The sequence below is a fragment of the Glycomyces sp. NPDC048151 genome (assembly GCF_043202775.1).
GTDB lineage: Bacteria > Actinomycetota > Actinomycetes > Mycobacteriales > Micromonosporaceae > Glycomyces.
In genome coordinates, this window is record NZ_JBIDBB010000010.1 from 141,704 (window position 1) to 154,522 (window position 12,819).

General features: G+C 71.1%; 9 protein-coding genes. 4 read left to right on the plus strand and 5 right to left on the minus strand.

The window, feature by feature from the left end; translation table 11 throughout:
* Window positions 1-16: 16 nt before the first annotated feature.
* Window positions 17-817 carry a sugar phosphate isomerase/epimerase family protein gene (locus tag ACGGCP_RS23440; protein WP_392969900.1) on the minus strand — a complete coding sequence of 267 codons (801 nt, stop codon included), beginning with the start codon at window positions 815-817 and terminating at the stop codon, window positions 17-19.
* Between the two features lie 65 nt (window positions 818-882).
* Here ACGGCP_RS23440 and ACGGCP_RS23445 point away from each other — a divergent pair, with 65 nt between their 5' ends.
* Entirely contained in the window at window positions 883-1,695 is an 813-nt protein-coding gene (locus ACGGCP_RS23445) for a hypothetical protein (RefSeq protein ID WP_392969903.1), read from the plus strand.
* A gap of 48 nt (window positions 1,696-1,743) precedes the next feature.
* On the opposite strand, the gene ACGGCP_RS23450 is transcribed toward ACGGCP_RS23445, so the two are convergent.
* The 4 genes from ACGGCP_RS23450 to ACGGCP_RS23465 form a co-directional block, all read right to left on the minus strand.
* The gene (locus tag ACGGCP_RS23450; protein WP_392969905.1) at window positions 1,744-3,027 is read right to left on the minus strand and encodes a nucleotide sugar dehydrogenase; all 1,284 of its coding nucleotides are present in this window, start codon (window positions 3,025-3,027) and stop codon (window positions 1,744-1,746) included.
* Between the two features lie 20 nt (window positions 3,028-3,047).
* Window positions 3,048-4,034: a Gfo/Idh/MocA family protein gene (locus ACGGCP_RS23455; RefSeq protein WP_392970154.1), complete on the minus strand. Its 987-nt coding sequence runs from the start codon at window positions 4,032-4,034 to the stop codon at window positions 3,048-3,050.
* Window positions 4,035-4,078: 44 nt separating this feature from the next.
* Window positions 4,079-5,182, minus strand: coding sequence for a DegT/DnrJ/EryC1/StrS family aminotransferase (locus tag ACGGCP_RS23460; RefSeq protein ID WP_392969908.1), 1,104 nt, complete (start codon window positions 5,180-5,182; stop codon window positions 4,079-4,081).
* A gap of 240 nt (window positions 5,183-5,422) precedes the next feature.
* Window positions 5,423-7,018 (minus strand): glycosyltransferase family 2 protein, encoded by a 1,596-nt coding sequence (locus tag ACGGCP_RS23465; protein ID WP_392969911.1) that lies wholly within the window; start codon window positions 7,016-7,018, stop codon window positions 5,423-5,425.
* Window positions 7,019-7,446: 428 nt separating this feature from the next.
* Between ACGGCP_RS23465 and ACGGCP_RS23470 the strand changes: the two genes are divergently transcribed.
* Genes ACGGCP_RS23470 through ACGGCP_RS23480 form a run of 3 tightly spaced genes read left to right on the plus strand, consistent with a single transcriptional unit; the run spans window position 7,447 to window position 12,792 of the window.
* The gene (locus ACGGCP_RS23470) at window positions 7,447-8,928 is read left to right on the plus strand and encodes a D-ribitol-5-phosphate cytidylyltransferase (protein WP_392969914.1); all 1,482 of its coding nucleotides are present in this window, start codon (window positions 7,447-7,449) and stop codon (window positions 8,926-8,928) included.
* A 58-nt stretch (window positions 8,929-8,986) separates the two neighbouring features.
* Complete coding sequence (locus ACGGCP_RS23475) at window positions 8,987-11,137, plus strand: hypothetical protein (RefSeq protein WP_392969917.1); 2,151 nt, start codon at window positions 8,987-8,989, stop codon at window positions 11,135-11,137.
* 2 nt (window positions 11,138-11,139) lie between these two features.
* Window positions 11,140-12,792 (plus strand): CDP-glycerol glycerophosphotransferase family protein, encoded by a 1,653-nt coding sequence (locus tag ACGGCP_RS23480; protein ID WP_392969919.1) that lies wholly within the window; start codon window positions 11,140-11,142, stop codon window positions 12,790-12,792.
* The last annotated feature ends 27 nt before the right edge of the window (window positions 12,793-12,819 follow it).

Consider the following 12,819-nt stretch of genomic DNA (forward strand, 5'->3'; position numbering starts at 1 on the left):
CCCGATCGCGGCGGTCTCACGGCGAGGAGCGGGAGTTGAGCGCGTCGCGTGCGAACTTCACCGACTCGTACAGGTCCTCGGCGCGGCGAGTCCTGTTGCCGCTCTTGCGGGTGTTGACCTCGAGGGTGATCGAGCCCTCCCAGTCGGAAGCGCCGAGCGAGCCGAGGAGCTCCGCACAAGGCTGCGTGCCGCGGCCCGGGACGAGGTGCTGGTCCGCGCCGGGCTCGGTGCCGTCGCAGAGGTGGATGTGCCGCAGGCCCTTGCCCATCCGCTCGGCCATCGCGATCGCGTCCGCGCCGGAGGCGGCGCAGTGGGAGAGGTCGAGCGTGTAGGACTCGTACCCGTGCCGGGTCGGGTCCCAGTGGGGCCGGTAGGGCACGAGCTTGCGCTTGCCGAGCTTGAGCGGGAACATGTTCTCGACCGCGATCTCGACGTGCGGGTAGCGGGCCCGCAGGCCGTCGAGCACCGTGGAGAACTTCGAGGCGTAGTCCTTCTGCCAGGAGAACGGCGGGTGGATGACCACGACGGGCGAGTCGAGGAACTCGGCCGCCTGCACCGAGCGGCGCAGGCGCGTCCACGGGTCGGAGCTCCACACCCGCTGCGTCACGAGCAGGCAGGGGGCGTGGACCGCGCCGATCTTCACGCCGTAGTGCTTCGCGAGGCTGGCAGCCGCCGACGGGTCCTGGGAGACCCGGTCGGTGAAGATCATCAGCTCGACTCCGTCGTACCCGAGCTCGGCGGCGAGCTCGAAGCCCACCGCTGTGGGCTCCGGGTACACGGAGGTGGTCGACAGCAGAACCGGGACGGACTGGGTCACGGACACCAGGATACGCCGGACCGCCGATGACGGGTGAGCCGTATGGAGGCGGGTACCGTTGACGGATGACCGACGAGGTGACCGCGGGCTTCGACCGCGAATGGGTGGAGTTCCTCGATCCCGACGACCCCGAGACGATGGTCCGGGCCGATCTCACCTGGCTGCTGTCGCGCTGGGGCTGCATCTTCGGCAAGCACCCGAGCGAGGGCGGCTGCCCGGGCATCGAGGCCGACCAGCCCGCCGACGGCTGCTGCCTGCACGGTGCGTTCTACACCGACGAGGACGACATCAAGCGCACGAAGCAGATCGTCAAGAAGCTGACGCCCGAGACCTGGCAGCTGCACCGGCGCTGGAAGGACACCATCGTCGACGACACCCTCGAGAACGAGGACGGCGAGGAGGAGCCCGCGAAGAAGACCGCGGTCGTCGACGGCGCGTGCGTCTTCCACAACCGCGAGGGCTTCCCTGCCGGGGCCGGGTGCGCGCTGCACCAGCAGGCGATGCGCGACGGCGTCCACCCGATGACGTACAAGCCCGAGGTGTGCTGGCAGCTGCCGGTCAAGCGCGACTTCAAGACCGAGCACCGCGCCGACGGCACCGACGTGTCGGTCACGCTCATCACCGAGTTCGACCGGGCCTCGTGGGGGCCGGGCGGGCACGACTTCGACTGGTGGTGCACCGGGTCGCCCTTGGCGCACACCGCCGCCGAACCGGTGTACCTGTCGTACGCGGTCGAGCTGACCGAGCTGCTCGGCCCGCTGGCCTACGAGAAGCTCGCCGACCTGTGCACCGATCGCGAGAAGCACGGCATGATCGCCCCGCACCCGGCCACCGCCGCGGTGCCGCTGGGCCTGCCTGTACGCCGTCAGGACTCATGAACGACCGCGGACCCGGCCCCTGGGGGCCGGGTCCGCGGGGACGGCTGCCTATTCGCCGATCACGATGTGGCGCACGCCCGCCCAGCGCGCCGGGTCCGTGGTGCGACGCCCGTCCAGGAACACCGTCACGTCCGGCAGGTCCGCCGTCGACAGCGCACGGTATTCGTCGTGGTCGGCCTGCAGGACGGCCGCGGTGACGGTCTCGCCCCGGTGCGCCGGCAGGCCCTCGTGCTCGAGCTCCTCGACGGTGTACATCGGGTCGCTCACGTACGGGACCGCGCCCTTCTCGCGCAGCGAATCCACGAGCGGGAACACTCCGGAGAACGCGGTCTCCTTGACGCCGCCCCGGTAGGCCGCACCGAGGACCAGCACCGGCACGCCCGCCAGGTCGCCTGCGGCGGCCGCGAGCAGGTCGGCCGCGTACGAGGGCATCGCGGCGTTGGCCTCGCGGGCCGCGCGGACCACGGTGGCCTCGGGGTCGTTCCACAGGTACATCTGCGGGTAGATCGGGATGCAGTGGCCGCCGACGGCGATGCCGGGGCGGTGGATGTGGCTGTAGGGCTGGGAGTTGCAGGCCTCGATGACCTTCATGACGTCCAGGCCGCGCTTGTCGGCGAAGCGCGCGAACTGGTTCGCGAGGCCGATGTTGACGTCCCGGTAGGTCGTCTCGGCGAGTTTCGCCATCTCCGAGGCCTCGGCCGACCCCAGGTCCCACACCCCGTTCGGGCGCGGCAGGTCGTCGCGCTCGTCGAAGTCGAGGACCGACTCGTAGAACGCGACGCCGGCCTTCGCGGAAGCCTCGTCGACGCCGCCGACGAGCTTGGGATAGCGGCGAAGGTCCTCGAAGACCCGTCCGGTGAGGACCCGCTCGGGGCTGAACACGAGGTGGAAGTCGTGCCCGGCGCGCAGGCCCGATCCGGCCTCCAGCATCGGCGCCCACCGCTCGCGGGTGGTGCCCACCGGCAGGGTCGTCTCGTAGGAGACGAGCGTGCCGGGCTTGAGGCCCTTCGCGACCGCCTTCGTCGCCGAGTCCATCCACCCGAAGTCGGGGGTGCCGTCGGCGTCGACGAACAGCGGCACCACGATGACCACGGCGTCCGAGACCGCGACCGCCGCGGCGGTGTCGGTGGTGGCCTCCAGGGTCCCGGCCGCGACGGCGGCCGCGAGCTTCTCGCCGAGCAGGTGCTCGCCCGGGAACGGCTCGGTCCCGGCGTTGACGAGGTCGACCGTGGCGCGGTTGACGTCCGCCCCGATGACCTTGTGGCCCTTGGACGCGAACTGGACGGCCAACGGCAGCCCGATCTTGCCCAGGGCGACGACGCAGATGTTCACAGGTGCTCTCCCGAGGATGTTCAGCGGCCGTTGGCCGGCACGTCGGCGGTTGCGGCGGGGTCGAGGTCGACGGTGCGGCCGGTCGCGGCGGACCGCAGCATCTGCTCCGAGACGACCACGGTCGCGAGGCCCTGGCGCAGGTCCACGATGTCCGCGCCCTTGCCGAGGACGGCGTCGCGGAACTGCTCGTGCTCGACCAGGAGCGGCTCGCGCTTGCGGATGGCGTACCGGATCATGTCGCCTTCGGACACCCCGCGGAAGGCCCGCAGGGCCTCCCACTCGTTGTCCTGCACGCCGTTGGCGTAGAAGGTGAGGTCCCCGGTGAGGGTGTCGGCGATGAAGCAGCCGCGGTCGCCGGTGACGACGGCGGTGCGCTCCTTGAGCGGGCTCAGCCAGTTCACGGAGTGGTTGACGATCGCGCCGCCGGAGAGGCGGCCGACGGCGGAGAGCATGTCCTCGTGCTCGCGTCCGGAGCGGGACACGGTGTTCGCGGTGATCGACCGGTAGGACTGGCCGGTGACCCACGAGGTGAGGTCGATGTCGTGGGTGGCGAGGTCCTTGACCACGCCGACATCGGCGATGCGGTGCGGGAAGGGGCCCTGACGGCGGGTGACGACCTGGAGCACCTCGCCGAGCTCGCCCGCTTCGAGGCGCTCGCGGAGGCTCATGATCGCGGGGTTGTAGCGCTCGATGTGGCCCACCCCGGCGACGAGGCCGCGGGAGCCGAAGGCCTCGGCGAGAAGGGACGCGGCCTCGGCGGTGTGCGCGAGGGGCTTCTCGATGAGCGCGTGGATCCCGGCTTCGGCGAGGGCCAGGCCGACAGGCTCGTGGTAGGCGGTGGGGCAGGCGACGACGGCGTAGTCGACGCCGACGGCGATCAGCTCCTCGACGGTGGCGACGAGCGCGGCCCCGGAGGGGACCGCGGAGGCGTCGGCGACCGGGTCGGCGACGGCGGCGAGGACGACGCCGTCGAGGGAGTTGAGGACCCGGGCGTGGTTGCGGCCCATGGCGCCGAGGCCGATGAGGCCGGCGCGCAGCGGGTGTTCGGTGGTCACAGTCGTCCCTCCAGTCCGGTCACGGCCGCCGTGATGCGGTCGAGGTCCTCGCCCGAGAGCGAGGGGTGGACCGGGATCGACAGGACCTCGGCGGCGGCCCGGTCGGTCTCCGGCAGGTCGGCGCCGATGTCCTGGTAGGGCAGGAGGCGGTGGATCGGCGTCGGGTAGTAGACGGCCGAGCCGACGCCGGCTTCGGCGAGGAGCGCCTGGGCGCGGTCGCGGTCGCCCGCGACGCGGATCGTGTACTGGTGGTACACGTGACGGGCTCCGGCGTCGACCGGCGGGGAGGTGACGGCGTCCAGGCCCGCGAAGGCGGCGTCGAAGCGGGCGGCGTTGGCGCGGCGGGCCTCGGTCCACTCGTCGAGGCGGCCGAGCTGGACCCGGCCGATCGCGGCGGACACGTCCGTCATGCGCATGTTGGCGCCGACGATCTCGTTCGCGTACCGCTGCTCCATGCCCTGGTTGCGCAGCAGGCGCAGCGTGCGGGCCAGTTGCGGGTCGTCGGTGGTGACCATGCCGCCTTCGAGGGCGTGCATGTTCTTGGTGGGGTAGAAGCTGAAGGTGCCGGCCTTGCCGAAGGAGCCGACGGGGGTGCCGTCCAGGGCCGCGGCGTGGGCCTGGCAGGCGTCCTCGACGATGGCGAGGTCGTGCCGTTCGGCCAGCGCGGTGAGGGCCCGCATGTCGGCGGGGTTCCCGTAGAGGTGGACGGGCATGATCGCGGCGGTCCTGGGGCCGATCGCGGCCGCGGCGGCCGCGGGGTCGAGGTTGAACGAGCCGGGCTCGATGTCGGCGAAGACGGGTTCGGCGCCGACGAGGCGCACGGCGTTCGCGGTGGCGGCGAAGGAGAAGGAGGGCACGACCACCTCGTCTCCGGGGCCGATGCCCATGGCGAGGAGCGTCAGCTGGAGCGCGGAGGTGCCGGAGTTGACGGCCACGGCGTGGGCGGTCCCGGAGACCTTGGTGAACTCGTCCTCGAAGGCGGCCACTTCAGGGCCTTGGACGACCATGCCGCTGCGAAGGACTGCGACGGCCGCTTCGATCTCGGCTTCGCCGATGACCGGCGCGGCGCCGGGGATCGGTTCGTGACTCTGGCTGCTCAATTCCTCAGCTCCAATTTGCGCTGCGACTCGGCATGAACGCGATGAATATAGGCCGATCAACTGGGGTGGCCTGCGACGGGGGTGCCGAATCGTCTCAATCGCACATGTTCGCCTTCGACCCCGGGATCCGTTCCCCGTTCTGTTGACTTTCCGGAGCATTGCCGGGAATCAACCGGTGAATGATCGGCGAACACGACTTGAATTGCGGGACGTGGCCCTGCGCTTGCTTCTCCCGGGCGGTCAGCGTCCGAGCATCCGCTTGAGGCGTCCTCGCACCAGTCCGGCGGTGGAGACCCGCCCGACGCTGAGGACCGCGCGGCCGCGCTTGTCGGCGCGGACGCGGAGCTTCCAGCCCCGCAGCCCTTTGCGCACGCCGTGGGCCCAGGTGCCGGCCGGGACGGTGAGCGGGAGGTCGTACAAGTGGCCGCGGAGGTCGAGGCGAAGACGGAGCGACCACTCGGCGCCGTCGGCGGCCGCGGCGAGCGCGCGGTAGTCGACGGTGACGCGGGCGGTCGAGCGGGTGCCGTCGAGCGGTTCGAACGCGACGGCGACGGGCTGCGGGGCTGCGGCCGGGGCTTCGGGGTCGCAGGCGGGCCCCGGCACCGGGCCGGTGAGGCGGACCGCGGCGGCGGCGAATCCGGCGAAGGAGTCGGCGCCGGTGAATGGGGCGGTGGCGGTGATCGGGAAGGAGAGGGTCAGCTTCCCCTCGGGGCTGAGCTTGACGGCGGCGGGTCGGAGCGCGGCGGCGAGGCGGCCGGTGACGGTCTCCTCGGTGATCTCGTAGTTCCGGTCGTCGAGTCCGGCGAGGCGGTCGCGGTAGCCGGGGTAGTCGCACCAGGCGCGGCCCGCGTCGAAGTGGAACGAGGGCCGGTCGGGGCCCGCGATGAACTGGCGCAGCAGCGGCAGTCGCTCGGGCCTGGCGAGGACCACCCGGAGGCGTTTGGCGAGTGCGAGGCGGTCGCGGATCGCGTCGGTGAAGTAGGCGTCGGCGAGTTCGGCGAGCCCTTCGCACACCTGGGCCTGGACGGTCGCGTCGAGGTCGAGGAAGTCGGCTTGGAGCAGGTTGAACAGTTCGACGTGGAAGTGGCGCATGAGGACCGCGTCGCGCTTGGGTCCGGGTTCGAGGAGCCCGGCGGTGAAGTGCATGATGCGGGCCATGCAGGCGAGCCGCTGGAGGTGGTCGATGCTGTAGGTGATGTTGCTGTCGTCGTCGCGGCGGATCGCGTAGTAGTAGTCGTAGTCGCCGAGGACGGTGATGCGGCGGGCCCGGATCATCGCCTCGATGGTGAACGGCTGGTCGGAGCCGAAGCGCATGTCGACCGGGTAGCGCAGCGAGTACTTCTCGACGAGGTCGCGGCGGAAGAGCTTGGTGTTGGAGACCGCCCAGGGCAGCTTCGAGTCGTAGAAGTCGATGTCGGGGCCGGTCTGCGCGAACGCCTGCTTGGAGACGCCCTTGCCGTTGACGCCGACCATCTTCCCGGCGACCACGTCGGCCTCGTTGGCGTCGGCGGCGGCGACCATCCGCTCCAGGGCCTCCGGGCCGAGGCAGTCGTCGGCGCCGATGAAGAACACGTACCTGCCGCGGGCGTGTTCGAGGCCGAGGTTGCTCGGGGCCGCGGGGCCGCCGGAATTGGCCTGGTGGAGCACGCGCACGGTGCCGGGGTACCGCTCGGCGTAGCGGTCGAGCTCCTCGCCGCTGCCGTCGGTGGACCCGTCGTCGACCGCCACGACCTCGATCCGGTCGGCGCCGATGCTCTGCGTCAGGAGCGATTCAAGGCACTTCACCAGGTAAGGCATGGTGTTGTACACGGCCACGATGACGCTGACGTCGGGCACCGACGCAGCGTCGTCTGCGGACGGACCATGGGACACTGCAGCCTCCAAGAGGGAACGTGAAGGAAATGAATGCGCCATAGCCGAGCCGAGTACAACGCGGTTTCAGCGGTGCGACACGAAGGTGAACAGCATACTCCCGGGCGCTGCGGCGCCCCGGTTCGCGGGTCGTCGGGGGCCCGGGCGCGCACGCACGGGTGCAGGCCCGAGACCGGACGCAACGGTCCGCACGCCTGACGGAGACCGGGATCATACGGATGAACGGGCGGCAACAGCCAGGAGGACGAGAGCGGGCCCGATGCTAAAATCCCTCCAGCGAGCGGCCGTCGGCCGCAGGCGCACCGGCCGCCGCATCACACCCGCCGCCGCCGACCGCACGGCGGGTCGTCCCCTGAACCTGTACAGGCAACGAGAACGAGGAGAACCGGATCTTGTCGAACCACGGAGCCGAACCGCGTCCGGGCATCACCGCGGTGGTCCTGGCGGGCGGTACCGGCCAGCGAGTCGGACTGAGCATCCCCAAGCAGCTCATCAAGATCGCGGGCAAGCCAGTGATCCAGCACACCCTCGAAGCCTTCGAGGCCGCCGACGAGATCGACGACATCCTCGTCCTCATGGCCGAAGGCTATATCGACGACGTCAAAGCGGTCGTCGCCAAGGCCGGTCTCACCAAGGTCACCGATGTCATCCCCGGGGGCGCCACCCGCTCCGACAGCACCAAGGCCGCCATCAGCCACATCGAAGGCCGCGAACACTCCTCCGACGAGCACCGGCTGATCTTCCACGACGCCGTCCGCCCCCTCATCTCGCGCCGCGTCATCACCGAGACCGTCGCGGCCCTGGAACGCTACGACGCCGTCGACGTCGCGATCCCCTCCGCCGACACCGTCATCGTCACCCGCACCCACGGCGAGGACGGCGAGTTCATCACCGACGTGCCCGAGCGCGCCCGCCTGCGCCGCGGCCAGACCCCCCAGGCGTTCAAGCTCCGCACCATCCGCGCCGCCTACGCCGAAGCCGACAAGGACCCCCACTTCGAGGCCACCGACGACTGCTCGGTCGTCCTCAAGTACCTCCCGAGCGTGCCGATCCACGTCGTCGCAGGCGACGAATGGAACATGAAGGTCACCCAGCCGGTCGACCTCTACATCGCCGACAAGCTGTTCCAGCTCGCCTCGACCGCGGCCCCCACGCTCACCGACGAGCAGTACCGCTCGCGCCTCACCGGCAAGACCCTGGTGGTCTTCGGCGGCTCCTACGGCATCGGCGCCGACCTCGCCGACCTCGCCGAGTCCTACGGCGCCGACGTCTTCCGCTTCGGGCGCTCCACCACCGGCACCCACGTCGAGAACCCCGACGAGGTCGCCGCCGCGCTCGCGGAGGCCCACGGCAAGACCGGGCGCGTCGACTACGTCGTCAACACCGCCGGCATCCTCCAGATCGGGAGGCTCAACGAGACCACCCAAGAGGACATCGACAACACCTTCAGGGTCAACTACCTGGCTCCGGTGCAGATCGCCCGCGCCGCCTACCCGTACCTGGCCCGGACCCAGGGGCAGCTCCTGCTCTACACGTCCTCCAGCTACACCAGGGGCCGCCGCGACTACAGCCTCTACTCCTCCACCAAGGCCGCCATGGTGAACCTCACCCAGGCCCTCGCCGAGGAATGGAGCGACGAAGGGGTGCAGGTCAACTGCGTCAACCCTGAACGCACCGCCACCCCCATGCGCACCAAGGCCTTCGGGTCGGAGAGCCCCGAGACCCTCCTCGCCTCCGAAGCGGTGGCCCGGACCTCCCTGGACGTGCTGCTGTCCGCCCTCAACGGCGCGGTGATCGACGTGCGCCGGGACGACCCCACCACCGGGGGCTTCGAGCAGGCCATCGCCCGCGTCCTCGACACCGGCATCGCATAGGCGCGACCCGATCCGCGACCGGTCCGGCCGAACCCAGACGAGATAGGAAACCGACGTCATGTCCATGCGCGCTCTGCTACGGAGCTCGGCGATCCAGGAGGCCGGACCCGCGGGGCTCGGGCTGACGGGCCTCATGCTGGCCACCTACCCGGCGATGCTGGTCGCCGCCCTCGTCCCCTCCCCCGCCGCCTTCACCGTCGCGCTCGTCGCCAGCTACGCGACCGACATCATCCTGCACGGGCGCTACCAGGACCTCATCGTCCGCCTGCGCCAGCTGCGCTTCGGCATCTCGAACCGGTTCCTCGTCCGCGAGCTGCTCGTCATCCTGCTCGTCACGCGCCTGGTCGGCAGCCACGGCCTCAGCTACCGGGCGGTCCTGCTCGCGACGCTCGCCTTCGTCGCGCTCGTGGCCGTGCAGGTCCTCCACGGCGGCCTGACCGCGATGGTCCGCAAATCCCGGTCCCTCCCGTTCGCCTCCCGCAACATCGACCTCTCCCCGCTTGGCGTCTCGGACGCGCCGCCGGCATGGCTGGAGAACCGCGCGGGCGAGAAGATCCTCCACACCGACGTGCCGCTCGTCGCCGGGCTGCTGGTCTCCTCCTTCACGCTCACCAACACGCCCGGGTACATCGGCGTCAGCGTCACCTTCGCACTCGCCGTCGGCTACCTGCTGGCCCTCGGCGTGTGGTCCGGGCCGCGGCACCGGGTGCCGAGCAACGGCAAGGCGCTCGCGTGGCTCAACCGGTGGCTCGCCGCCCACCAGCCCACGGTCGTGCTCTCCTTCTCCGGCTCCAAAGAGGCCACCTACCAGGTGAACATGTGGCTGGAGACCCTCGAACGCATGGAAGCCGAACGGCCGCTGGTGATCCTGCGCGAGATGCACTCGATGCCCGACCTGGCCCGCACCGACATCCCCGTCCTTTGCGTGCCGAGCGCCGTCGACATCATGAACATGGACCTGTCCACCGTGCGCGTGGCCCTCTACCCGGCGCACGTCGGCAAGAACCTGCACCTGCTGCGCGTGCCGACCATGAAGCACGCCTTCATCGGCCACGGCGACAGCGACAAGGTCGCCAGCATCAACCCGTTCGGCAAGGCCTACGACGAGCTGTGGACCGCCGGGAAGGCCGGTCGCGACCGCTGGGCCCGGGCCGACATCGGCGTCCGCGACGAGGACATCGTCGAGGTCGGCAGGCCCCAGCTCGACGTCATCGACACCGCGCCGGCCGGCGGCGAGATCCCCACCGTGCTGTACGCGCCCACCTGGGAGAACTGGACCGACGACCCGGGCACCACGTCGGTGACCGTCCAGGGCGAGCGCATCGTCAAGGCGCTCCTGGCCGCCGAACCGCCCGTGCGCGTCGTCTACAAGCCGCACCCGTTCACCGGGACCCGCTCCGCCAAGGCCAAAGCCGCCGACCGCCGCATCCGCGCCCTCATCGAGGACGCCAACCAGCGCTCCGGCGCTGCCCCGACCGCGGTCGTCCCGCCCCCGCCCGGGCAGGTAGACGACGAGGCCGCGAAGCTCCAATGGGGCGACGCCGCCACCTCCCGCAACGCCGTCACCACCCGCGCCGAGGTCACCGCCGAACGACGGACCGCCGCCGAATGGAACACGGCCTTCTGGGCGGCGCAGCCCGCGAACCGGCACCTGGTCGTCACCGGGGCCCTCCCGAACGTCTACGACTGCTTCAACCAGGCCGACGGCCTGGTCTCGGACATCTCAAGCGTCGTCTCCGACTTCATCGCCAGCGGCAAGCCGTACGCGGTCGTCGACTCGGCCGGCGTCGGCGAGGAGGCCTTCAAGGCCGCCAACACCGCCGTGCGCGCCGCCGTCATCCTCGACCCCGAGGTCCACGGCCTCGACGACCTGCTCGCCGCCGTCCGCGACCCCGAGCACGACCCGCTCAAGGCCGACCGCAAAGCACTCAAGACCTACCTGCTCGGGCCGGACGAACCCACCGCGCAGCAGCAGTTCAACCAGGCCGTGAACGAACTGGCCAAGCGGGCCGAGGAACGCAACCGGGCGCAGCCCGGCCCGGAAGCGGCGCAGCCGCGCGCGGCCGCCGAAACCGCCGCGAGCAGCGAGGACGCCGCCGCCGAACCCGACCCGGGCACCGTGGAGACCTCGGAATCGAGCGTCCCGGAGGCCGACACCGCCGCGACCTCGGCTCCGGAATCCCGGGCCACCGCGAACAGCGTCGACTGAGGATGGCCTTGAACCTGCTCGGCAAGCTCCTGTCCCGTACCGCGACGACCGGGCTCGCCGCAACCGCGCTGGCCGCCGCGATCCTCCCATGGACCTGGTCCGCCTGGGCCGCATGGGCACTCGCCGTCACGGCACTGTTCCTGGCGTGGCGAGCCCACCGCGACCTCGGCCCCGAACGGGACCGGTTCGCCCGCGGCGTCGCCCTCGCGGCGGTCGGTGCCGCCGCAGCCCAGCAGGGACCGGTCCCGGCCGCGCTCGCCGCGGGCGCACTCATAGCGCTCGTCGGCTTCGAGCCGCTGCTCGCGGTCGCCGTCGCCACCGGGCACATGGACACCGCGAACCTCGCGGTGGCCCGGGAACGGGCGTGGTTCACGCCTCGGGTCATGGGTGAGGCCCTCAGCGCCGGCGGCGGCGTGTTCGCCGCGGCGGGCGCGGTCGCCCTGGCCGCCGAAACGAGCGTGCCGCTGTGGATCGCGGTGGCGGCGGCCGCCGCCACCGCGGGCGCGGCGGGCGCCGGAGCGCTCGGGGCGCTGCTGCGACGGCGTCGTTCGGCCCACTCCGGAGACGCGGCCGTCATCGAGGCGCTGGAAGCGCTCGAACCCGCCTTCATCGTGCACTTCTCGGGCCCGCCGGCGTCGGCGTACCAGCTGGAGATGTGGCTGCCCTACCTCGACCGGCTCGGCGACCCCTACGCGATCGTCGCCCGCGAGAAGGTCCACCTGGACGACCTGCGCGACGCCACCGGCGCGCCGATCGTGGTGGCCCCGTCGATGTCGGAACTGGAGCGGCTGCTCGTCCCCAGCGTCAAGGCCGCGTTCTACGTCAACGGGTCCGCGCTGAACACGCACCTGGTGCGGTTCGGGCATCTGAAGCACCTCCAGCTGTTCCACGGCGAGTCCGACAAGGCATCGAGCTTCAACAAGGTCACCGCGATCTACGACACCGTGTTCGTGGCCGGGCAGGCCGCCGTCGACCGCTACCGGGCACACGGCCTGGACCTGGACTTCCGGAAGGTCGGCCGCCCGCAGCTGGCGTCGATCGCGCCCGGCCCGCGGACCGTCGCGGGCCCCAGGCCGGTGCTCCTGTACGCCCCGACCTGGACCGGGCTGACGAGCGAGTTCGACTACTCGTCGCTGGCGATCGGCCGACTGATCGTGGAGGAGGCGCTGCGGCGCGACCTCGCGGTCATCATGCGGGCGCATCCGTACACGCGCTTCAACCTGGCCGCCGCGAAGCGGCTCGACGAGATCGAGCGGATCCTCGCCGAGGACGCCGAGCGGACCGGGCGGGCGCACCTGTGGGGTTCGCAGGCGACCGGGTCGGTCTCGATCGTCGACTGCGCCAACGCGGCCGACATCGCGGTGTGCGACGTCAGCGGCGTCGCCACCGACTGGATCGCCACCGACCGACCGTTCGCGGTCACCGACATGGGCGGGCTCGGCGAGCGATTCACCGAGACCGCCTGGATCGCCAAGGGCGCGTACCGGATCGACGAGGACGGCTCCAACCTGGAGGCGGTGTTCGACGAACTGCTCAGCACTGATTCCAAAGCGGCGCAACGTAAAGAGACTCGAGAATACTTCCTCGGCACCGCTTCAGGCGAAGCGAGCGTCGACGTGTTCCTGAAGGAGACTCGCGCGGCATACAGCGACTGACCGCGCTGCGACGCGTTGCCGAGACTC